We start from the raw sequence: 21,857 nt of genomic DNA on the forward strand, positions 1-21,857 counted from the left end.
CGCCGCACCTTCAATGCCCGCGCCGCCGTCCTCCCGCTGAGTGGGACGTCCCGCCCGGACCGCGGCTCAGCTGTAGTGGAAGACGAAGTCGAAGTACACGAGGTCGCGTATGCCATCGAAGTGGAACGTGCCCGACGGGACCACGTTCAGGCCTTCCTCCAGGGCGCGCTTGTCGTACGTCGCGCTCTGGCGCCAGCCCGCGCTGGAGGGGACGTACGGTTTCAGCGGGCCGGGCAGGGTGGACAGCGCCGCGGCCTCGAAGCTGTGGGCGGGATCGCGCATGATGGCCTTCGCCTTGCCCGACGCGAGGCGGGCGAGCCCGACCAGCCGCACGCGGGTCTCCGGGCTGGGTACCGTCACCCGGTCCTTGCCGGCCTCCTCGATGTTGTAGCCCAGCCAGTGCGCGTTGGACACGTCGCCCAGCGCGGTCCAGAAGCGGCGGTTCAGCGGCTCCACGTCGGTACGGACCGTCGGGCCGCCCGCCTCCTCGGGCCACAGCGCGTAGCCGAGCCCGGCTCCGCCGAGGAGCAGCGGGGCCCCCAGTCCCAGAAGCAGCCCACGTCTGCTGGTGCGGCCCCGTTGCGTTTCCATGAAGTGCCCCCGGTACCCGTGCCCGTCAGTTCAGGGCGCTGATCATAGCGGCGGCCGTCGCCGTCATCGCCTCCCGTGCGGCGGTCAAATACGGGCGGGGGTCCGCCGGCGTCAGATGGGTTCGGATGGCCTCGGTCATCGCCACGTTGAGGGCGGTGCCGATGTTGACCTTGCGGATGCCGCAGGCTACGGCCGCCGCGAGCTCCGCGTCCGGCAGGCCGGAGGAGCCGTGCAGGACCAGGGGGACGTCGACGGTCTTGACGAGCCGGGCGAGCAGCACGTGGTCCAGGGCGGCGGTCCGGCTCGTCATGGCGTGGCTGCTGCCGATCGCCACGGCCAGCGCGTCCACGCCGGAGTCGGCGACGAACCGCCGCGCCTCGTCCGGGTCGGTACGGGCGCCCGGCGCGTGCGGGTCCAGCGGCGCGGCCCCGTTCTTCCCGCCGACCTCGCCCAGCTCGGCTTCGATCCAGAGCCCGTTGACGTGCGCCCAGTCGGCGGCCGAGCGGGTGGCTTCCAGGTTCTCGGCGTAGGGCAGGTGCGCGGCGTCGTACATGACGGAGCTGAAACCGGCGTCCACGGCCTGGCGCAGCAGCTCGGAGCTCTTGACGTGGTCCAGGTGCAGGCCGACGGGGACCCCGGCGGCCTCGGCGACGGCGACGGCCGCGCGGGCGATGGGCAGCAGCTGCCCGCCCCGGAACTTGACGGCGTTCTCGCTGAGCTGGAGGACGACGGGAAGTCCGGCCGACTCGGCGCCCGCGACGACGGCTTCGGCGTGCTCCAGCGTGATGATGTTGAAGGCGGCGACGGCGCGGCCCCGGGCGGCCGCCTCCAGGACGAGCGTGCCGGCGGGGACCAGGCTCATCGGACCGCCTCCTCGCCGGTGGTGAGGATCACCGAGCGGGTCAGGTTGCGCGGCGCGTCCGGGTCGAGCCCCTGGTGGGCGGCGACGGCGATGGCCAGGCGGTGTACGCGGACCAGTTCGGCGAGGGGGTCGAGGTGTCCGGCCACCCACTGGGCCCCGGTCCCCCGGACCTGTTCGGCGAGGCCCTCGGGCGCGTCGCCGAGCGACCAGGTGGCGGTGCCGGGCGCGGAGACGCTGATGGGTCCGTGCCGGTATTCCATGGCCGGGTAGGACTCGGCCCAGGACAGGGAGGCCTCGCGCATCTTCAGCGCGGCCTCGTGGGCGAGTCCGACGCTCCAGCCGCGGCCGAGGAAGGTGAACTGCCCCCGGGTCTCCAGCTCCGCGGGGAGCGGCTCGGCGAGCGCGGTGCGCCCGTCGGCGACGACGGCGGGGCTGTGCAGGCCGACGTGGGCGCGCAGCAGGGTGAGGGCGGTGGTGGCGAACCGGGTCTGGACGACGGACCGCTCGTCGGCGAAGTCCAGTACGACGAGCTCGTCGGCCAGGGTCATGACGGGCGTGGCCGGGTCCCCGATGACGGCGGTGGTGGGTACGCCCGCGTCCCGCAGTCCGGCCAGCAGGTCGAGCACCTCGGTGGTGGTCCCGGACCTGGTCAGGGCGATGACCCGGTCGTAGCGCCGGTGGCGGGGGAACTCGGAGGCGGGGAAGGCGTCGGTCTCGCCCGCTCCGGCCTCCTCCCGCAGTACGGCGGCGGCCTGGGCCATGTAGTACGAGGTCCCGCAGCCGACGATCGCGGTACGCTCCCCCGGCCGCGGCAGCACCGCCCGCCGTTCCGGGGCCAGTTCGGCGGCCCGTTCCCAACATGCGGGCTGCGTGCCCAACTCGTACGCGACATGGCTCATGGCGGCTCCCTAGCGCGGTGCGTGCACCCCTGAATGCGTGTTCCTGCAAGATACTGCGGCCTTTCACGCAACTTCAAGCATCTCAGGGATGATCTCCTGCGTTAATGTCGATACGTAGGCCAAGAGGGCACGCCGAAGCGAACAGCCAAGCGACGCTCGAATCAGAGACCGAAGGGGCGGCCGATGACCCGCAAGGAACGCTGGCAGACACTGCTGGACCTGCTGGTGGAGCGGGGAGAGCTGGAGGTGGAGCCCGCCGCCGAGGCCCTCGGCGTGTCCGCCGCCACCATCCGCCGCGACCTCGACCAGCTCGCCGAACAGCAGCTGCTGGTGCGCACGCGCGGCGGAGCGGTCCTGCAGGGGGTCTCGTACGAACTCCCCCTGCGCTACCGCACCTCGCGCCGGGCCGCCGAGAAGAGCCGGATCAGCGAGACGGTCGCGGGACTGATCGTCCCGGGCGAGGTGATCGGCCTGACCGGCGGCACCACGACCACCGAAGTGGCCCGCGCGCTGGCCGCCCGCCCCGACCTCGCCACCGGCTCCCCCGCGCTCACCGTCGTCACCAACGCCCTCAACATCGCGAGCGAACTGGTCATCAGGCCGCAGTTCAAGATCGTGCTGACGGGCGGCGTGGCCCGGCCCCAGTCCTACGAGCTCACCGGCCCCCTGGCCATGGAGGTGCTCGGGCAGCTCTCCGTGGACACCGCCGTCGTCGGTGTGGACGCCTTCGACCCGGCCGACGGTGCCGCCACCCGGCACGAGGACGAGGCCGCCATGAACCGGCTGCTGTGCGAGCGCGCCCGCCGCGTGGTGATCGCGGCCGACTCCAGCAAGCTGGGCGTCCGCGCCTTCGCCCGTATCGTCGCGACCGACGCCGTGGACGTCCTGGTGACGGACACCGGCCTGGCGCCGTCGGTCGCCGGGGCCTTCGAGGCGGCGGGCGTGGAGGTCATCCGCGTCTGAGCGGCCGGACCAGGGGTCCGGGACCCGTCAGTGCGCCGGGAGGCGGCCCGCCTCGCGGGCCAGGGCCGCCAGGACCGGGGCGATCAGCGGGTGCGCCTCGGCTCCGCGCCGGGTGGCCGCGAAGACGCGGCGGGTCGGCGCCGAGCCGGCCACCGGGCGCACCTGGACTTCCTTGAGGTCCATGCCGCGCAGCGCCGAGCGCGGTACGAGGGCGACGCCGGCGCCCGCACCGACCAGCGCGACCACGGCCCTGAAGTCGTCGGAGGAATGCACCAACCGGGGCTGGAAGCCCGCCAGTTCACAGGCCAGCTGCATCACGTCGTGGCAGGGGTTGCCGGGGTACTGGCCCACCCAGTCCGCGTCCGAGAGGTCGGCCAGCGACACCTCGGGCAGGTCGGCGAGGGGATGGCCGGCGGGGAGGACCGCGTCGAAGGGCTCCGCGTAGAGCGGGAGTACGGACAGCCGGCCGTCACCTGCGCCGGGGGCGCCCCGGTACTCGACGGCCAGCGCGAGGTCCGCCTCGCCGTCGAGCAGCAGCGGCAGGCTCTGGTCGCCCTCGGCGTCGCGTACGCGCAGCCGGATCCCGGGGCGGTCCAGGGCGAGCCGGGCGATGGCCGGGGCCAGCACCTCGGCGATGCCGGTGGCGAAGGCCGCGACGGTGACCTCACCCGCCGAACCGCCCGCGTAGGCGGCGAGTTCGGCCTCGGCGCGCTCCAGCTGGGCCAGCACCTCGTGGGCGTGCCCGAGCAGGATCTCGCCGGCCGCGGTGAGCCGTACGCCCCGGCCGCTGCGGGTCAGCAGCGCGTGGCCCGTCTCCTGCTCCAGCGCCGCGAGCTGCTGGGAGACGGCGGAGGGGGTCAGGTACAGGGCTGCGGCCGCGGCGGTCACCGTACGGTGGTCCGCCACGGCCCGCAGGATGCGCAGCCGGCGGGGGTCGATCACCCCACCATTCTCGCAGGCCGCAGGGCCCGGCCGCCCCGATCGGCCGGTCGGTCGGCCCGCGCGGGCCCGCCGGGACGAAGGCCGGGGCCGGAGCCCGGCGGGGCAAGGGCCGGAGCCGGAGCCGCCCCGGCCGGGGCCCAGCTCAGGACTCGGCGCCCGCCAGGGCCGCCAGCGCCGAGCGCGCGTCGATGAACGCCGCCACCGCGCGCTCCACGTCGGCCGTGGAGTGGGCGGCCGAGAGCTGGACGCGGATCCGCGCCGCGCCCATCGGGACCACCGGGTAGGAGAAGCCGATCACGTAGACCCCGCGCTCCAGCAGGAGCTCCGCCATCTTGGCGGCCTCCGCCGCGTCGCCGATCATCACCGGGGCGATGGCGTGGTCGCCGGGGAGGATCTCGAAGCCGGCCTCGGTCATCTTCGTACGGAAGAGCGCGGTGTTCGCGGCGAGCTGCTCGCGCAGGTCGCCCGCCGACTCGAGCAGGTCGAGGACCTTCAGCGAGGCGGCCGCGATGACCGGGGCGAGGGAGTTGGAGAAGAGGTACGGGCGCGAGCGCTGGCGCAGCAGCTCGACGATCTCGGTGCGCGCGGCGACGTAACCGCCGGAGGCTCCGCCCAGCGCCTTGCCGAGGGTGCCGGTGATGATGTCGACACGGTCCATGACCCCGTGCAGTTCCGGGGTGCCGCGCCCGCCGGGGCCGACGAAGCCGACGGCGTGCGAGTCGTCGACCATGACCATGGCGTCGTAGCGGTCCGCGAGGTCGCAGATCTCGGCCAGCGGGGCGACGTAGCCGTCCATGGAGAACACGCCGTCGGTGACGATGAGCCGGCGGCGGGCGTCCTGCGACTCCTTGAGCCGCGTCTCCAGCTCGGCCAGGTCGCGGTTGGCGTACCGCAGGCGGCGGGCCTTGGAGAGGCGGATGCCGTCGATGATCGAGGCGTGGTTGAGCGCGTCGGAGATGACCGCGTCCTCGGGGCCGAGCAGCGTCTCGAAGACTCCGCCGTTGGCGTCGAAGCAGGAGGAGTAGAGGATCGTGTCCTCCTGGCCGAGGAAGGAGGAGAGGCGCGCCTCCAGCTCCTTGTGCACCTCCTGGGTACCGCAGATGAAGCGGACGGAGGCCATGCCGTAGCCCCAGCGGTCCAGGGCCTCCTTCGCGGCGGTGACGACCTCGGGGTGGTCGGCGAGACCGAGGTAGTTGTTGGCGCAGAAGTTGAGGACCTCACCGGCCGCGCCGCCCGAGGTCACGGCGACGGCGGCGTTCTGCGGGGTGCCGATGACGCGCTCGGGCTTGTGCAGGCCCGCGGCGCGGATCTCGTCGAGGGTGGTACGCAGGTCCGCGCGGACGGTCTCGAACATGTGCGGTGCTCTCTTTCTCCTGGTGCGGCGGAAGGAAGGAGGGGGGCCGGGCCCCGCGGAGGGGGAGGGTGGGCGGGGCCCGGCCGGAGGGAAATGGCTTGTGGGGACGGACGGGCGAACGGGCGGATGGCGCCGGTTACGCCTGCGTCCAGTCCAGGATGATCTTGCCGCTGCGGGCGGTCGCCGCCTCGTCGAACGCGGCCTCGAAGTCCCCGTAGGCGTACCGGCCGGTGATGACGGGGCTGAGGTCGAGCCCGCCCTCCAGCAGCACGGTCATCGCGTACCAGGTCTCGAACATCTCGCGTCCGTAGATGCCCTTGATCGTGATCATCGAGGTGACGACCTTGGCCCAGTCGACGGCGAAGTCCTGCGCCGGCAGGCCCAGCATGGCGATCCGGCCGCCGTGCGTCATGTTGTCGATCATGTCGCGCATCGCCTCGCCGCGGCCGGACATCTCCAGGCCGACGTCGAAGCCCTCGCGCAGGCCGAGCTGCGCCTGCGCGTCGGCGATCGTCGCCTTCGAGACGTCGAGGGCGAGGGTCGCGCCGGCCTTGCGGGCGATCTCCAGGCGCTCCGGGCTGACGTCGGTGATGACGACGTTGCGCGCGCCCGCGTGCCGGGCCACGGCCGCCGCCATGATCCCGATCGGGCCCGCGCCGGTGATCAGCACGTCCTCGCCGACCAGCGGGAAGGAGAGCGCGGTGTGCACGGCGTTGCCGAACGGGTCGAAGATCGCCGCGACGTCGAGGTCGACCTTGGTCCGGTGCACCCACACGTTCTGCGCGGGCAGCACCACGTACTCGGCGAACGCCCCGTCGCGTCCCACTCCGAGCCCGATCGTGCTGCGGCACAGGTGGCGGCGACCGGCCAGGCAGTTGCGGCACTTCCCGCACACCAGGTGGCCCTCGCCGCTGACCAGCGCGCCGATCTCGATGTCGGACACGTCCGCACCGAGCGCGGCCACCTCGCCGACGAACTCGTGGCCGAGCACGAGCGGGGTCTTGACGGCGCCCTGCGCCCAGCCGTCCCAGGAGCGGATGTGCAGGTCCGTCCCGCAGATGCCGGTGCGCAGCACCTTGATCAGCACGTCGCCGGGGCCGTACTCGGGCTCGGGAACGTCCATGAGCCACAGCCCGGGCTCGGCCTTGTGCTTGACGAGTGCCTTCATGGGGTGGCTCCAGGCATGCGGAAGGAAGCGCTACGGGGCGTGCGGGCCGGGCAGCGTGCGGACGTCACCAATCTGCCGACCCGCGAGGTGATCAGTCCATCGAGGATTTCTTAAGCGGGTCCACAGGCCAGCTTCACGCCTATGCTCCTGGGGTGTCGGGCAGGGGCCGGGGAGTGGTCCGGGCCGGGAATGGGGAGGTGAGGGGCGTGCCGAGTCTGCGCAGCAGGGCGCTTTCGGTCGCGCTGATCGCGGCGGGACGGCGAAGACGGTTCGGGAGCGCGGAGGCGGTCCGCATCCGGGTGGCCGAGTCGGCCCGGCGGCCGGCGTCCCATCTGCCGCCGCGCTCGCTGGGGCGGATCGCGGAGGTCTCGCGGACCTTCGTCGGGGCCTGGCCCGTGTACGACGTCTCGCCGGCCGGTACCGAGCCGGCCGCCCAGGTGCTCTACCTGCACGGCGGCGGGTACATCAACGAACTGGTCCGGCCGCACTGGTCGTTGATCAGGACGCTGGTCACGCAGGCCCACGCCCGGGTCGTCGTCCCGGCGTACATACTGGCCCCGCGCGGGACCGCCGACCGGACCGTCCCGGTCGCCGCCGACCTGCTCAGCGGCCTGATCGCGGGCGGCGGCGCGGGCGGCACGGTGCTCATCGGGGACTCCGCCGGTGCCGGACTGGCACTGGCGGCGGCCCAGCGGCTGCGCGACGGTAGCGGGGCGCAGCCTTCCCGGATCGTGCTGATCTCGCCCTGGCTGGACGTCTCCATGAGCCACCCGGACCAGGCGGCCATCGAGGCGGGCGACCCGATGCTGGCCCGCCCGGGACTGCGGGAGGCCGGGCGGCTGTACGCGGGCAACCTGGCGGTCGACGATCCGCGGGTGAGCCCGCTGCACGGGTCGTTCGCGGGGCTGGCCCCCCTGACGGTGTTCACGGGCACCCGGGACGTCCTGACGACCGACAGCCGCGAACTGCTGCGCCGGGCCCGGGCGGCCGGCGCGGAGGTGGAGTTCCACGAGGAGCCGGGGCTCCCGCACGTGTACCCGCTGCTGCCCGTCCCGGAGGGCAGGGCGGCCCGCGACCGGATCGTGGAGCTGATCCACACCGCGGCGGCTGAGGCCTGAGCCGCCGCCGAACGCGCCTCGCGGCAGCCGCGCTGCCGGCCGGCCGGCGTCCGGGCGGTCAGGCCACGCAGTTCATCAGGGAGCCCACCGGAGCCGTGCGGTAGCGGGCCCAGTACGTCTCGTCCCGGTTCGCGCACGCGGGCGGGGTCCGGGTCGGCTGCCAGGCGACCGTCGTGAAGCCGGCGTCGGCCGCGGCCTCCGCGAAGTCGGCGTGGGCCCATTCCCGGCATTCGAAGGGGACGGGCGGATCGGTCTCCAGCCGGGCCCGCAGCAGGGGCGCGTCGCCGCCCGGAGCCCGCTCGACGACGCTGATCCCGTACGGCGTCCAGTCCGCGTACGGGAAGGCGCCCGGGTTCGGCACGATGGCGAGGAGCCGTCCCCCGGGGCGCAGGCCGGCGCGCACGGCCCGGAACATGGCGTGCAGGGCGGTCCGGTCGTGGGCCTGGTTGAACAGGTAGACGGCGGTGGCCAGGTCGAAGGGGCCCAGTGCCGCGATGTCCGCGGCTTCGGCGACGACGTACTCGACATCGCCCCCGCCCTGCCTGGCCTGCCGGATGCGTTCGGGGCAGCTGTCGACGCCCACCGTCCGGCGGGCTCCGCCGCTGGCCAGCAGCCGGGTGGTGGACCCGTGCCCGCAGGCCGCGTCGAGGGTGTCGAGGCCGCGGACTCCGCCGAGGGCGTCCAGCGCGGTGCGCAGGGTGAAGGCGTCGGCGACCGAGAAGGCCGGCGGGGGCGTTGACGTGTCGTACTGCTGTCGCATGTCCGCAAGCCTGCCCGGATGGTGGGGCCGCAGGACGGTTCCGGGGCCGGACCTCCCCCGGACGGGGGAGGCGTTCGGGTCAGTCCCTACGGCGTTCGGGGCGCTCCGGGCGGCCACGTCGGTCATGGTGAGGGCGGCGACGGGCGTGCCGGCGGGTGGTGCGTTCGGCGGCGCGGTCGGAGACCGGGGCGGCGATGGCACGGTGGGTTTCGCCGTGGGTCCTCGCCGACCCCCGGATGAGGATCGAGATCGAGGCGTACGCCCGCCGCCGGAACCTCACGGGGTGCACCCACGTCTGATCGCCGCACCGGCTGAGTACGATCACCTACGCCAGTCTGAGTACGCGAACAGTTGCCCGCCGCGCGCGGCGCCGGAAAGGTGAACGCATGCGCCGACTGCTGCTGCTCGCCCCGCTGTTGCTGTTCACCGCCGGCTGCGGGGTGGTGCAGTCCTCCGAGGACGATGCGACGGACGCCGCACGGGATGTGGCCAGGAAGGCGGGCGAGCGGCTCCACAGCCAGCGTCCGCGCACGGCGGAGGAGGTCGGGCGCTCCGCTTCCGGTATCGACGGGGTGGAGGTACTGCGGGTGACGGGTACCTCGACACATGACGGGGACGGCGTCGACGTGGTCGTCCGCACGTCCGGCTCGGCGTTCAACGAATGGCTCGACGCCGAGGAGGTCTTCGTGCGGCGCTGTTTCGCGGTGCGGGTGTCGCCCAAGTCGGAGTGGCGCGAGGATCCCCGTGACGTGGACTGCCCGGATGGCCCTCCGCTGACCTTCGCCCCGCCGCCCGAACCGCCTCGGCTGCCGTACGAGGAGCTCCAGGCGAAACTCCCCCGGGTGCCGGAGGGCGGCCGGGTGGACGAGGCCGAGGTGCGCCGTACGCTCGCCGCCCTGGACCTGCATCCGGCGATCCGTATCGAGGTGAAGGCGGACGGCGACCGGGTCGGCGTTCTCCTGTCGGTAAAGGGCAACCACTTCGACGCGCAGGACTGCCTTCTCGCCCGTGTGGGCCCCGGCGCCACCAAGGTGTGGGTGCCGCCCCGGATCCAGCGGATGCCCGGAGAGGGCGGCTGCACCATCGGCAACGCACTGGACCCGATGCCGTCACCGCACTGAGCGGGGTACCTGGCTCCGGCGAAAGCCTTGGCCCGGCCGCATCAGCGCGCGGGCGCAGTCGCGCAGCCACGCATGGCCGGGGTCGGCGTCGTGGCGCGGATGCCAGGCCATGCCGAAGGGCAACGGCGGTAGATCGAGGGGGACTTCGAAGACCTCCAGACCCAATGCGGTGGCGAGTGACTCGGCCTGACTGGTGATCAGCCCGACGAGGTCGGATTCACGGAGCACGAAGAGGGAGGCGGGGAAGGTTCCGACGCTGCCCACCACCTGCCGGGTGATCCCCTGTTCGGCGAGCGCGGTGTCCACGGGGCCCTCCAGGCGGCCGCGTCGGGAGACGATCAGGTGCCGGGCGGCGGCGAACCGGCGCGCGGTGACGGGCCCCCGCAGCAGCGGGTGTCCGGAGCGCGCGACGGCCGGCATGCGCTCGTCGGCGAGGTGCTCGATCCGCACTTCCGGGGAACGGGTGTCGATCATGCCGAGTTCCAAGTCGGCGACGCCCTCGCGCAGCGCCGGCACGTCGATGTGGCTCTCGGCCAGGGCCCGGACCAGGGCGGGGTCGCCGAGGGCCTTGCGGATCCGGCCGAGGGTGCGGCTCATGGCGGGCTCGGACAGGTGCAGCCGGGCCGCCGCCCGGGACACGCTCGGCTCCTCGACGAGGACGTCCAGGGCGACGAGGAGGTTCAGATCGAGCCCAGGGGCGCCGGATTGCGTCACGCGCATGGACCCCTTGCATGACTTGCACTGGAAAGCAGGTCGGTCCAACCCTACGGTGAACACGGGACAGGGGGCCGCGACCGGACGGCCGCCCGCCCCGGCATCCGCCGCCGGCCCGCCACCCGATCTGGCGGGCCCTGTTCTGGGCCGAGCGCCCCGGCGCGCAGCCCCCGCGCCAAGGGCTTCTCCCCGGCCCAGACGGGCTTCGCGATCGTCCCGCTGACCGTCGGCATGGCCCTGGTGCCCGAGTACGGCGCCCGGCTCCAGGAGCGGACCGGGCCCCGGCTGCCCGTCGGCGCCGGGCTCGGCCTGATCGGCGGCGGCCTGCTGCTGGTCTCCACCGCCGACGCGGGCACCCCGTACGCCCTCTACCTGCTGGTGCTGTCGGTCGGCACCGGGCTGTGCGCGCCCGCGCTGACGCTGACCGTGGTGGCCGAGCTGCCCGCGCACCAGGCGGGGCTGGGCTCCGGCCTGAACACCGCGGCCCGCGAGATCGGCGCGGCCCTCGGGGTCGCGGTGGTCGGCACGGTGCCGGCCTCCCGCTTCCACGGGGTGCCGCACGATTCCGCCCAGGTCACGGCCTTCACGGACGCCATGGGGGCGGGACTGCGTACGGCGGCCGCGGTGCTGCCGGTGTCGGCGGTCGCCGTGGTGGCGGGCTACCGGGACCGCGCGCCGGCCGGAACCGGGCCGTCGGCCTGAGGTGTGAGGGCGAACCCGTCCGCCCGGGCGCATCCTGGAGGGGTGACGGCGAGACCGGATACCGACGGCCCCCTCACGGACGCCACGGCCCGGGTGCTCGCGCGGGCCGCTCTCGATGCCGTGGGGGCCGTCGGCGGGTACGCGGGCGGGGTCTACCTGCGCTCCGGCACCGAGGGCCTGTTGCGGATGGCTTCCTTGACCGGGATCCCGGGGGCGCTGTTCCGCCCCTGGTGGCGGATGCACGTGAACCGCCTGTACCCCGTCGCCGAGGCGTACCGCTCCGGTCAGTCCGTGCACCTGCCCGACGCGGAATCGGCGATGCGGCGCTTCCCCCAGCTGATGGCCGGGCTGCCGTTCCCCTTCGGGTCGCTGTACGAGCCGGTGACCCGCGGGGCAGAGCGCTACGGCGTGCTGGTGGTCCTGCGCCCGGCCACCCCCGGGGTCCCGGTCGGTGCGGGCGACCGCGAGCGGCTGCGCGCGGTGGCGCACCGGCTGGCCGGGGAGCTGTCCGCGCTCGCCGCGGGCGGGGCCCCGGTGGTGTGGGAGGGCGACCCGGTGTGCGTGGCCGGCTCCGGCCCGGCGCGGGACGGGCCGCGCTCCGCGGGTGACGCGCCCGACCCGGTGGGGCACGTACGCGGCCAGGCGGGCGACTCGGCAGGCGAATCGCCGGGCGGTGCCCGCGCGGCCGTGGACCGGCTGGACCACGCCGTCCTGTCCGTGGACCGGCAGGGCGTGATCGTGTTCGCCAACTCCGCCGCCCGCTCCGGCGCCGAGACCCTGCTCGGCGCCGAAGGCACAGAAGGCGCCGAAGGGGCCGGCCTGACCGGGCGGGTGCTGTGGGAGGTGCTGCCCTGGCTCGGGCAGCCCGCGTACGAGGACCATTTCCGGGCCGTGTACCTGTCCCCCACGCCGGTGCACTTCCAGGCCTTCCGACGCCGCCGGCAACCGCCCCCGCAGTGGCTGTCGGTGGGCCTGCACCCCGGTCCCGACGGGATCACCGTCACCGTCTCCGCGGCCGAACCACCCGCGTACGCACCCGAGTCGGTCGTGCGACCCGGCGGGGGGCTCGGGCCCCCCGGCCTCGGAGCGCCCGGCCTCGGCTCGCCCGGCCTCGGCTCGCCCGCCGACCGGGCTTCGGCCCTGTACCGCCCGGTGGCCCTCGCGATCGCGCTGACCGAGGCGGTGACGGCCCGCCAGGTGTCGGCGGTGGTCACCGAGGAACTGCTCCCGGCCTTCGGCGGGCGCCAGTTGGCGATCTACCTGTTGGACGAGGGACATCTGCACCTGGCTTGGGAGACGGGCTTCCCCAGGGGCTTCCTCAACCGGTTCGACGGGGTCGCGCTGGACGTCCGGCTGCCGGGGGTGGAGACCCTCACCTCGGGCCGGCCGCTGTTCTTCGAGTCGATGCAGCACCTGGCCTCCGCCTACCCGGGGATCCCGCTGGACGCCGACGTCGGGGCCCGCGCGTTCCTCCCGCTGATCGCCTCCGGCCGGCCGGTCGGCTCGTGCATCCTCGGCTTCGACGCGCCGCGCGGCTTCAGCCCGGAGGAGCGTACGGTACTCACGGCGCTGGCCGGGCTGATCGCGCAGGCCCTGGAGCGGGCGCGGCGCTACGACAGCGAGGCCGCGCTGGCCCGTGGGCTCCAGGCGGCGCTGCTGCCGCACCGGCTGCCGGTGCGCGAGCACGTGGTCACGGTGGGGCGGTACCTGCCCGGCACCGCCGGGATGGACGTCGGCGGCGACTGGTACGACGTCCTCGACGCGGGCGGCGGACGCCTCGCGCTGGTCATCGGCGACGTACAGGGCCACGGGGTGGCGGCTGCCGCCACCATGGGACAACTACGCAGCGCCGTACGGGCCTTCGCGCTCAGCGGCAACACCCCGGAGCAGGTGTTCCGCGGCACGAACCAGCTGCTCATCGACCTCGACCCGGGCCAGTTCGCGAGCTGCTGCTACGTACTCCTCGACCCGGCGACGGGCCTCGTCCTCGCCGTCCGGGCCGGGCACCCGCAGCCGCTGCTGCGGCATCCGGGCGGCCGGACCGAGGTGCTGGACCTGCCGGGCGGCGTCGTGCTCGGCATCGACGCCGAAGCCGACTATCCGGTGACGCGGTTCCGGATCGAGCCGGGGGCGGTGCTCGCCCTGTACACCGACGGGCTCGTGGAGATCCCGGGCACGGACATCGACGTAGGGGTGGAGCGGTTGCGGGCCGCGCTGGCGGGCGCAGGTCCCGCCCCGCTGACGGAGACGGCGGACCTGCTGGTCGCCGAGGCGGGGAACTCCGCCGACCGGCCGGACGACATCGCCCTGCTGCTGGCGTCCCGGACGGACGGGGCGACCGGGGACGGAACGGCTGGGGCGGCCGGGGCGGACGAGGCGGCCGAGGCGGCCGAGGCCGACCGGCAGGACGCCGCGTAGGGCTCAGCAGCTGCCCGACGACGCCCGGATCGTGGACGCGCCGTTCCTGGAGGGCGCCGTGGCTCGGGCGCGCCTTCCCCGTGCGGGCCTGCCGCCGGGCCCGTCGGTGGTTGTCGGTGGCGGTTGGTAGAACTGTTGTCGGACGACACGCACGGCGGGGCCATCACCCGCCACACCGGCAGGAGCAGCGCACATGACCATCGGGGACCACCTGAGCGAGCTGGGCGGCCTGCCGGCCTTCGACTTCCCGGGGCCGGAGGACACCCGCGCGCTACCCGGGGCCGCGGCCGTGGCCTGGCGGATCTCGGCGGACGTCTACGACGCCGATGAGGAATGGCCGCAGGCCTTCGCCCGGTTCGCCGACTCCGTGGACACCCGGCAGGTGCGGGCCCTGATCGTGGGCGGCTGGTCCGATGCCTACGACAGCCCCGACGCCGAAATCATCGTGGCACTCGTCGATGCCGCCGAGCGGTTCCCCGCGCTGCGGGCCCTGTTCGTCGGCGACGCCACGGCCGAGGAGTGCGAGATCTCCTGGATCCAGCAGTCGGACGTGAGCCCGCTGCTCCGGGCGTATCCCGCACTGGAGGAGTTCGGGGTGCGCGGCGGCGACGGCCTGGTCTTCCCACCCCTGAAACACGACGCGCTGCGCGTGCTGCGCATCGAGACCGGCGGGCTGCCGGGGGAGGTGGTGCGCGGGGTCGCGCAGAGCGATTTCCCCGCGCTCACCGAGCTCGACCTGTGGCTGGGCACGCCCGACTACGGCGGGGACGCGGAAGTCACCGACCTGGCACCGTTCCTGAGCGGCGAGCGGCTGCCGGCCCTGCGCCGGCTCGCGCTGCGCAACAGCGAGATCCAGAACGACATCGCGGCGGCGCTCGCCACCGCTCCTGTCGTGGAGCGGCTGGAGGTCCTGGACCTCTCCATGGGCGTCCTGGGCGACGAGGGCGTCCAAGCCCTGCTGGCCGGCCGCCCGCTCACCCACCTCACCAAGCTCGACCTCCACCACCACTACGTCACCGAGCCGTTCCGGGTGCGGATCCGCGAGGCGCTGTCCCCGCACGGCGTGGAGGTGGACCTCGGCGACGTCCAGGCCCCACGCGTCCACGGCGACGTCGTGCACCGCTACATCGCGGTGGCGGAGTGATGCGTACGGCGCCCGCCGCGGCCACATCCGCCGTCGGCGATCCGGGAAGCGGCACGCCCCCGCCCACCCCCGACATGAACGAGGTCGTCGGCCGCGACGACCTGCTGCTCGTCACCCTCGACACGCTGCGCCACGACGTCGCCGCCCGGCTGGCCGCCGAAGGGAGGATCCCGAACCTGGCGGCGCACCTGCCCGGCGGGGCCTGGGAGCGGCGGCACGCGCCGGGGAGCTTCACCTACGCCTCCCACCAGGCGATGTTCGCCGGCTTCCTGCCCACGCCCGAAGGGCCCGGCCCGCATCCGCGGCTGTTCGCGGCCCGGTTCCCCGGCAGCGAGACGACCGCCGGGCGCACGTGGGTGTTCGACACCCCGGACCTGGTGTCGGGGCTGGCCGGGGCCGGCTACCGGACCGTGTGCGTGGGAGGCGTCGGCTTCTTCAACAAGGCCGCCGCGCTGGGCTCCGTACTGCCCGGAATGTTCCAGGAGAGCCACTGGGAGCCCGAGTTCGGGGTGGCGTCGCCGACGTCCTTCGAGGCTCAGGTGGCGTGCGCCGAGCGCGTCGTGGCCGGACTGCCGCGCGACCGGCGGCTGTTCCTCTTCCTGAACGTGTCGGCTATGCACCAGCCCAACTGGTTCCACTCCCCCGGGGCGACGGCGGCGAACGGGGACTCCTCGGAGACGCACGCGGCCGCGCTGGAGTACGTGGACCGGCACGTCGGGCGGCTCTTCGACGCGATGCGCTCGCGGCGCCGCTGCTTCGTGATCGTCTGCTCCGACCACGGGACGACGTACGGGGACGACGGGTACACCGGCCACCGGCTCGCCCACGAGGCGGTCTGGACGGTCCCGTACGCGCAGTTCTCCCTGAGCCACGAGGAGCCGACCGGCTGATGGAATCCACCACCCCGTACGAGAGTTACGTGTACGCCTACCCGCACAAGACGGCGTACCGCCCTCTGCCCGAGCGGCCCGCGCTGCGCGAGCTGTGGGCGGATCAGCCCAAGGACGCCCTCTCGCTCTACCTCCACGTCCCCTTCTGCGAGGTGCGCTGCGGATTCTGCAACCTCTTCACTCGGATCGGCGCGCCGGAGGGGCTGACCACCGCCTATCTCGACGCGCTGGAACGGCAGGCGACGGCGGTCCGCGAGGCGCTGGACCCCGCGGAGCCGGTGCGTTTCGCGGCGGCGGCCTTCGGCGGCGGAACGCCGACCTTCCTGACGGCGTCGGAGCTGGAGCGGCTCTGCGACATCGCGGAGAAGCGCGCGGGCGCCGATCTGCGGTCGGTCCCGCTGTCGGTGGAGGCCTCGCCGTCCACCGTCACTGCGGACCGGCTGGCCGTCCTCGCCGACCGGGGTACGACGCGGCTGAGCCTGGGCGTGCAGAGCTTCGTGGCCGAGGAGGCGCGTTCGGCGGTCCGGCCGCAGAAGCGCGCGACCGTGGAGGCGGCGCTGTCGCTGATACGGGACGCGGCGATACCGGTGCTCAACATCGATCTGATCTACGGCATCGACGGGCAGACCGAGGCGAGCTGGCGCCAGTCCCTGGACGCGGCCCTCGCGTGGCGGCCGGAGGAGCTCTACCTCTACCCGCTGTACGTGCGCCCCCTGACGGGCCTGGGGCGCCGGCCGGGCGAGTCCTCGGCCGCCGGGTGGGACGAGCAGCGGCTGCGGCTCTACCGGGCCGGGCGCGACCACCTGCTGGCCGCCGGGTACGAGCAGGTGTCGATGCGGATGTTCCGCCGGGCGGACGCACCGGCGCAGGGCGCCGAGGACTACGCCTGCCAGACGGACGGCATGATCGGCCTGGGCTGCGGGGCACGCTCCTACACGGCCGAGCTGCACTACTCCTTCGACTACGCGGTCGGCATGGGCGAGATCCGCGGCATCATCGACGCGTACGTGCGGCGCCCGGAGGCGGACTTCGCGCGCGCCGATCACGGCCGGTGGATCGACGCGGAGGAGGCGCGGCGGCGGCACCTGCTGCAGTCGCTGCTCCAGGCGCGGGGCATGCCGGTGGCCGAGTACCGCGAGCGGTTCGGGAGCGATCCGCGGGAGGACTTCCCGGCGGAGCTGGCGGCCTTCGGGGAGAGCGGCTGGCTCGTGGACGACGCGGAGCTGCTGCGGCTGACCCCGGAGGGGCTGGCGCACTCGGACGCGGCCGGCCCGGCGCTGTTCTCCGCGGACGTGCGGGCCGCGATGGCCGCCTACGAGCGCAAGTGACGGGGGCCCAGGCGCCGATGGACCTGACGGTCCTCTACCGGGGCCCGCTGTCCTCCTGCGACTACGACTGCCCGTACTGCCCGTTCGCCAAGCGGCGGGACAGCCGGGAGCAGCTGACGGCCGACCGGGCCGCGCTGGAACGGTTCGCCGCCTGGGCGGCCGGGAACACCGGCGACCGGCTGTCCGTCCTGTTCACGCCGTGGGGCGAGGGCCTGGTCCGCTCCTGGTACCGGCGCGCCCTCGTGGAGCTGTCGCACCTGCCGCACGTGCGCCGGGTCGCGATCCAGACCAACCTGAGCGGCCGCACCGGCTGGACCGCCGAAGCCGACCCGGACACGCTCGCGCTGTGGTGCACGTACCACCCGGGGCAGACCCCGTACGACCGGTTCCTCGGCAAGTGCCGGGAGCTGGCGGCCGCCGGGGTGCGCTTCAGCGTGGGCGTGGTGGGCCTGCCGGAGCACCTCGAGGAGGCCCGCCGGCTGCGCGGCGCGCTGCCGCCCGAGGTGTACCTGTGGATCAACGCGGCCGAGGGCCACGCCTACACCGACCCGGAAGCGGCCGAGTGGACGGCCCTGGACCCGCTCTTCCCGTTCAGCCGCCACCCGCACCGCTCGGCGGGCCTCCCGTGCCGCACGGGCGCCTCCGTGATCTCGGTCGACGGCGCGGGCACGGTCCGCCGCTGCCACTTCGTGAAGGAGGAGCTGGGCAACCTCTACGACGGCTCCTACCGCCCGGCCCTGCGCCCCCGCCCCTGTCCGCTGGCCGTCTGCGACTGCCACATCGGCTACGTCCACCTTGAGTCGCTCCCGCTCTACGACGTCTTCGCGGGCGGAGTCCTGGAGCGCGTCCCGGTCGGCGGCCGGGGCGACCTTCCGGCCCGCGGACCGGCCCGCGGCCCGGTCGACGTCGCGATCCGCCCATGACACGGGAGCGCGGCGGGTCGGCAAAGCGGAAGAAAATTTACCGGCGGTCACGTGCGGTTATCGCACATGGTGATTGCGCAGCGTTTACGCGGCCTTAACGCCGTGAATGGCAGCAGGAGCGGGCCCAGACGACGGAATCCGCAGGTGAACAGCTCTTGACCTGCGGATCTCGTGGAGATTGCATGACGGCCCGGGAGCCAGCGAACCACTCTTGCCCACCACCGCCCCGGAGGCGATACCGCTCCCGCGCTCACTCACCGCATCTGCCGATCGGAACACCGCACCGATGTCTGACACGATCAGCGCCCCCCAGGCCCTCGCCCCCGCCACAGGGCCCATCCCCCAGAAGCTCAAGCGTTCCATCGGCGTCGTCGGCGGAACCCTGCTCACGCTGTCGTGCGTGACGCCCGCCTCGACGCTCTTCGTCGTCGTGCCGGACCTCTTCTCCAGCCTCGGCACCTGGGCCGCCCTCACCATCGCGATCGGCTCGCTGCTCTGCGTCGGCGTCGCGTTCTGCTACTCGGAGCTGGGCACGCTCATCCCCAGCGCCGGCGGCGAGTACGCGATGGTGTCGACCATGTCCGGGCGGCTCGCCGGCTGGCTGGTCTTCGTCCTGTCCCTGCTGGTCGTGATGATCGTGCCGCCCGTGATCGCCATGGGCACCGCCGACTACCTCGCCCCCGTGATCGACGTACCGGCCCCGGCCGCCGGCGCCGGCGTGATGCTGCTCGCCACCCTCGCCGGACTGCTGGACCTGCGGGCCAACGCCTGGATCACGGGCGTCTTCCTCGTCCTGGAGGTCGTGGCTGCCGCGCTCGTCGCCGTACTCGGCTTCGCGCACAGCGAGCGCGGCGCGGACGCCCTCGTGCACGGCTCGGTGGCCGCGGAGGGCGGCGGCACGTCGACGGTCACCGCGATGATGGTCGTCTCCGGACTCGCCATCGCCCTGTTCATCACCCAGGGCTTCTCGACGGCCGTCTACCTCTCCGAGGAGCTGGAGAACCCGCGCCGCAACGTCCCGCGGACCGTGCTCGCCACCCTCGCCATCTCCACCGCCGTCATCCTGGTCCCGGTCATCGCCATCACCATGGGCGCCCCCGACCTCGACGCGCTGACCTCCGGCGACCTCGGCGCCATGGTGACCGCCTGGTCCAACTCGGCCGTCGGCACCTTCGTCAGCCTCTGCGTGGCCCTCGCCATCGTCAACGCCGGCATCGTCATGGTCATCCAGAACTCCCGGGTGCTCTTCGCCTCCGCCCGCGACAAGGCCTGGCCCGCGCCCGTCAACGCCGCGCTCTCCCGGCTCGGCCGGTTCGGCTCCCCGTGGGTGGCCACCCTGCTCGTCGGCGTGCCGGGTGCGGCGATGTGCTTCGTCAACCTCGACACCCTGTACGGGGTCACCGGCGTCTCGGTGACCGGCATGTACCTGCTCGTGGCGGTGGCCGCACTGTTCAGCCGGCGCGGGGCGCGCCGCGAGACGGCGGCCTGGCGGATGCCGCTGTGGCCGGCTGTTCCCGTCGTGCTGGTCCTGGTGTTCGCGTACATCCTGACCCAGCAGGAGACCCAGTACCTGCTGTGGACCGGCGGGATCACCGCCGTCGCCACCCTGTACTGGGCGCTGTACCTGCGCCCGCGCAAGGACACGCGCTGGCTGGTCAGCATTCCGCAGGACGAGGAAAACCCGGCTGCGCCCGCGGCCGCGGCTCTGTAGGTTCGCTCGACAGCGGGATCGCGCGATCCCGCAGGGTGCGGGGCCGTGGCAGAGCGGCCCATCGCGATCGTCGGCGCCGGGGGTCCCCGGCGCCGACGACCAGCGGCCGGGCGGCGGACCCGCCCACCGGCCCCGCGGGTTCGAATCCCGTCGGCCCCGCACCCGGCAGGGCACCCGGCCAGGCACGCGGCCGGGCGACCCGCCCGGCCCGGACCGGTCTCCGTACGAGGTCGATCCCCCGTCCCGGGCTGATCGACCATCGCTACGGAGTCGTCGGCCCGGACACCTGGGCGGCGCTGCGGGGTCCGTGCCCGGCCTGAGCCGGCAGGCCCGCGGCGCCCGCCGGGGCGTCACCCCGCCGCGCTGCCGTCCATCACGCCGCCGCCCCCCAGGGTGAGGGCCGTGTTCACCAGGCCGACGTGACTGAACGCCTGGGGGAAGTTGCCGAGTTGGCGGCCGGAGACGGGGTCGTACTCTTCGGCGAGCAGCCCGACGTCGTTGCGTACGGCGAGCAGCCGCTCGAAGAGTTCCCGCGCCTCCTTCTCCCGGCCGGTCATGTGCAGTGCGTCCGCCAGCCAGAACGAGCAGGCGAGGAAAGCCCCTTCGTCGCCGGGCAGGCCGTCCACCGACAGCCCCTCGGTGCTGTAGCGGCGGACGAGCCCGCTGCTGCCGAGCTCCGCGCGCACCGCGTCGACCGTGCCGATCACCCGGGGGTCGTCTGGCGGCAGGAAGCCGACGCGCGGGATGAGGAGGGTGGCCGCGTCCAGTTCGGTGGAGCCGTAGTGCTGCGTGAAGGTTCCCCGCTCGGGGTCGTAGCCCTTCTCGCACACGTCGCGGTGCACCGCGTCCCTCATGACCCGCCAGCGTTCCGCGTCGCCGGGTAGTCGGGGATTGGCTTCCAGGGTGCGCACGGCCCGGTCGGCGGCGACCCACGCCATCACCTTGGAGTGCGTGAAGTGGCGGCGCGGGCCGCGCACTTCCCACAGCCCCTCGTCGGGGCGGTGCCAGTTGGACGCCAGGAAGTCGAGGAGCGCGAGCTGGATCTTCCAGGCGTGCCACTCGGCCGGGAGCCCCGAAGCCCGGGCCAGGTACAGGGAGTCGAGGACCTCCCCGTACACGTCGAGCTGGAGCTGGTCGACCGCCGCGTTGCCGACCCGGACCGGCGCGGAGGAGTCGTACCCCTTCAGCCATGGCAGCTCGCTCTCCGGGATCCGCCGCTCGCCCCCGATCCCGTACATGATCTGCAGGTCGGCCGGGTCGCCCGCGATGGCCCGCAGCAGCCACGCCCGCCAGGCGCGTGCCTCGTCGAGGAAGCCGGTGGCCAGCAGCGAGCCGAGGGTGAGGGTGGAGTCGCGGAGCCAGCAGTAGCGGTAGTCCCAGTTGCGGACTCCGCCGAGCTCCTCGGGCAGGGAGGTCGTCGCGGCGGCGGCGATCCCGCCGGTCGGGGCGTAGGTGAGGGCCTTGAGGGTGATCAGGGAGCGGGTCACGGCCTCCCGGTAGGGGCCCTCGTACCGGCACTGGGAGGCCCACTCGCGCCAGTCGGCGAGGCTCTGCTCCAGGGCGCCGTACGGGTCCAGGGGCTCGGGACGCGGTTCGTGCGAGGGGTGCCAGGTGAGGACGAAGGCGACGCGCTCGCCGGCGGCGACGGTGAACTCGGAGCGGGTGCTGTTCTCCTCGCCCCAGGTCCGCACGGGAGGTTCGCTGCGCAGCCACACGGAGTCGGGGCCGGCGACGGCGACGCGGTCGCCGTCGCCGTCACGATCGCCGTCGCCGTCCGGGTCGCCTTCGAAGCGGCGGACCCAGGGGACGACGTGCCCGTAGTCGAAGCGCAGGCGCAGGGTGCTGCGTACGGTCGACTCGCCCGTGAGGCCTTCCACGATCCGCATCACGTCGGGGGCGGTGTCGCGCTGCGGCATGAAGTCGACGACCTTGAAGGAGGAGCCGTCCCCGGTCTCCCAGAAGGATTCCAGGACGAGCGTGCCGTCTACGTAGGCGCGGCGGGTGCAGCGCGCGAACTCGGGAGAGGCGGCGGGGGCGATGCGCCAGTGGCCGTTCTCCTGGTCGCCGAGGAGGGCGGCGAAGCAGGCCGCCGAGTCGAAGCGCGGCAGGCACAGCCAGTCGATGGACCCGTCGCGGCCGACCAGAGCACTGGTCATCAGGTCGCCGATGAGTGCGTAGTCTTCGATGGGTTGTGTCATTTATGCCCACTTCCCCCGAACGCCCCAAGCCAATCGGCCCGTACGGGTCCC

Annotated in this window: 19 protein-coding genes; 10 read left to right on the forward strand and 9 right to left on the reverse strand. The window is 73.8% G+C overall.

Annotated elements, in window-relative coordinates:
• Window positions 1-66: 66 nt before the first annotated feature.
• Genes J7F03_RS14615 through J7F03_RS14625 form a run of 3 tightly spaced genes read right to left on the reverse strand, consistent with a single transcriptional unit; the run spans window position 67 to window position 2,352 of the window.
• Window positions 67-591: a hypothetical protein gene (locus tag J7F03_RS14615; RefSeq protein ID WP_214949556.1), complete on the reverse strand. Its 525-nt coding sequence runs from the start codon at window positions 589-591 to the stop codon at window positions 67-69.
• Window positions 592-616: 25 nt separating this feature from the next.
• Window positions 617-1,453 carry a class II fructose-bisphosphate aldolase gene (locus tag J7F03_RS14620; protein ID WP_214949557.1) on the reverse strand — a complete coding sequence of 279 codons (837 nt, stop codon included), beginning with the start codon at window positions 1,451-1,453 and terminating at the stop codon, window positions 617-619.
• The gene (locus J7F03_RS14625; RefSeq protein ID WP_214949558.1) at window positions 1,450-2,352 is read right to left on the reverse strand and encodes an SIS domain-containing protein; all 903 of its coding nucleotides are present in this window, start codon (window positions 2,350-2,352) and stop codon (window positions 1,450-1,452) included. The genes J7F03_RS14620 and J7F03_RS14625 overlap by 4 nt, the downstream gene beginning before the upstream one ends.
• Before the next feature lie 183 nt (window positions 2,353-2,535).
• Between J7F03_RS14625 and J7F03_RS14630 the strand changes: the two genes are divergently transcribed.
• Window positions 2,536-3,315 carry a DeoR/GlpR family DNA-binding transcription regulator gene (locus tag J7F03_RS14630; RefSeq protein WP_214949559.1) on the forward strand — a complete coding sequence of 260 codons (780 nt, stop codon included), beginning with the start codon at window positions 2,536-2,538 and terminating at the stop codon, window positions 3,313-3,315.
• Between the two features lie 27 nt (window positions 3,316-3,342).
• Here J7F03_RS14630 and J7F03_RS14635 read toward each other — a convergent pair whose 3' ends face one another.
• The 3 genes from J7F03_RS14635 to tdh form a co-directional block, all read right to left on the reverse strand.
• Complete coding sequence (locus J7F03_RS14635) at window positions 3,343-4,257, reverse strand: LysR family transcriptional regulator (protein WP_214949560.1); 915 nt, start codon at window positions 4,255-4,257, stop codon at window positions 3,343-3,345.
• A gap of 142 nt (window positions 4,258-4,399) precedes the next feature.
• A complete protein-coding gene (locus J7F03_RS14640) occupies window positions 4,400-5,611 on the reverse strand; it encodes a glycine C-acetyltransferase (protein ID WP_214949562.1) in 1,212 nt (403 codons plus the stop codon).
• Window positions 5,612-5,747: 136 nt separating this feature from the next.
• The gene (gene tdh, locus J7F03_RS14645; protein WP_214949564.1) at window positions 5,748-6,779 is read right to left on the reverse strand and encodes an L-threonine 3-dehydrogenase; all 1,032 of its coding nucleotides are present in this window, start codon (window positions 6,777-6,779) and stop codon (window positions 5,748-5,750) included.
• Window positions 6,780-6,985: 206 nt separating this feature from the next.
• Here tdh and J7F03_RS14650 point away from each other — a divergent pair, with 206 nt between their 5' ends.
• The gene (locus tag J7F03_RS14650; protein ID WP_308379524.1) at window positions 6,986-7,897 is read left to right on the forward strand and encodes an alpha/beta hydrolase; all 912 of its coding nucleotides are present in this window, start codon (window positions 6,986-6,988) and stop codon (window positions 7,895-7,897) included.
• 58 nt (window positions 7,898-7,955) lie between these two features.
• On the opposite strand, the gene J7F03_RS14655 is transcribed toward J7F03_RS14650, so the two are convergent.
• Window positions 7,956-8,657, reverse strand: a complete 702-nt coding sequence (locus tag J7F03_RS14655) for a trans-aconitate 2-methyltransferase (RefSeq protein WP_214949568.1) — start codon at window positions 8,655-8,657, stop codon at window positions 7,956-7,958.
• Window positions 8,658-9,043: 386 nt separating this feature from the next.
• Between J7F03_RS14655 and J7F03_RS14660 the strand changes: the two genes are divergently transcribed.
• Window positions 9,044-9,778: a translation initiation factor IF-2 gene (locus tag J7F03_RS14660; RefSeq protein ID WP_214949570.1), complete on the forward strand. Its 735-nt coding sequence runs from the start codon at window positions 9,044-9,046 to the stop codon at window positions 9,776-9,778.
• Here J7F03_RS14660 and J7F03_RS14665 read toward each other — a convergent pair.
• Window positions 9,767-10,498 carry a LysR family transcriptional regulator gene (locus J7F03_RS14665; protein ID WP_214949571.1) on the reverse strand — a complete coding sequence of 244 codons (732 nt, stop codon included), beginning with the start codon at window positions 10,496-10,498 and terminating at the stop codon, window positions 9,767-9,769. The genes J7F03_RS14660 and J7F03_RS14665 overlap by 12 nt on opposite strands.
• Window positions 10,499-10,723: 225 nt before the next feature.
• Here J7F03_RS14665 and J7F03_RS14670 point away from each other — a divergent pair, with 225 nt between their 5' ends.
• The 7 genes from J7F03_RS14670 to J7F03_RS14700 all read left to right on the forward strand — a co-directional run bounded on the left by J7F03_RS14670 (window position 10,724) and on the right by J7F03_RS14700 (window position 19,608).
• Window positions 10,724-11,194 carry a hypothetical protein gene (locus J7F03_RS14670; protein WP_214949572.1) on the forward strand — a complete coding sequence of 157 codons (471 nt, stop codon included), beginning with the start codon at window positions 10,724-10,726 and terminating at the stop codon, window positions 11,192-11,194.
• 42 nt (window positions 11,195-11,236) lie between these two features.
• Window positions 11,237-13,612, forward strand: a complete 2,376-nt coding sequence (locus tag J7F03_RS14675; RefSeq protein WP_308379526.1) for a SpoIIE family protein phosphatase — start codon at window positions 11,237-11,239, stop codon at window positions 13,610-13,612.
• Window positions 13,613-13,805: 193 nt separating this feature from the next.
• On the forward strand, window positions 13,806-14,756 hold the full coding sequence (locus tag J7F03_RS14680) for an STM4015 family protein (protein WP_214949574.1): 951 nt from the start codon (window positions 13,806-13,808) through the stop codon (window positions 14,754-14,756).
• Between the two features lie 74 nt (window positions 14,757-14,830).
• Window positions 14,831-15,646: an STM4013/SEN3800 family hydrolase gene (locus J7F03_RS14685; protein WP_214949614.1), complete on the forward strand. Its 816-nt coding sequence runs from the start codon at window positions 14,831-14,833 to the stop codon at window positions 15,644-15,646.
• On the forward strand, window positions 15,646-16,974 hold the full coding sequence (locus J7F03_RS14690; protein WP_214949575.1) for an STM4012 family radical SAM protein: 1,329 nt from the start codon (window positions 15,646-15,648) through the stop codon (window positions 16,972-16,974). Before J7F03_RS14685 ends, J7F03_RS14690 begins: the two co-directional genes overlap by 1 nt.
• A gap of 17 nt (window positions 16,975-16,991) precedes the next feature.
• Entirely contained in the window at window positions 16,992-17,897 is a 906-nt protein-coding gene (locus J7F03_RS14695; RefSeq protein ID WP_214949615.1) for an STM4011 family radical SAM protein, read from the forward strand.
• A gap of 286 nt (window positions 17,898-18,183) precedes the next feature.
• Window positions 18,184-19,608 (forward strand): APC family permease, encoded by a 1,425-nt coding sequence (locus J7F03_RS14700; RefSeq protein ID WP_214949577.1) that lies wholly within the window; start codon window positions 18,184-18,186, stop codon window positions 19,606-19,608.
• Between the two features lie 350 nt (window positions 19,609-19,958).
• Here the strand turns inward: J7F03_RS14700 and J7F03_RS14705 are convergent, their stop codons facing one another.
• Window positions 19,959-21,806 (reverse strand): glycoside hydrolase family 15 protein, encoded by a 1,848-nt coding sequence (locus tag J7F03_RS14705; RefSeq protein ID WP_214949579.1) that lies wholly within the window; start codon window positions 21,804-21,806, stop codon window positions 19,959-19,961.
• Window positions 21,807-21,857: the final 51 nt, after the last annotated feature.

Source organism: Streptomyces sp. ISL-43 (assembly GCF_018614195.1).
GTDB lineage: Bacteria > Actinomycetota > Actinomycetes > Streptomycetales > Streptomycetaceae > Streptomyces.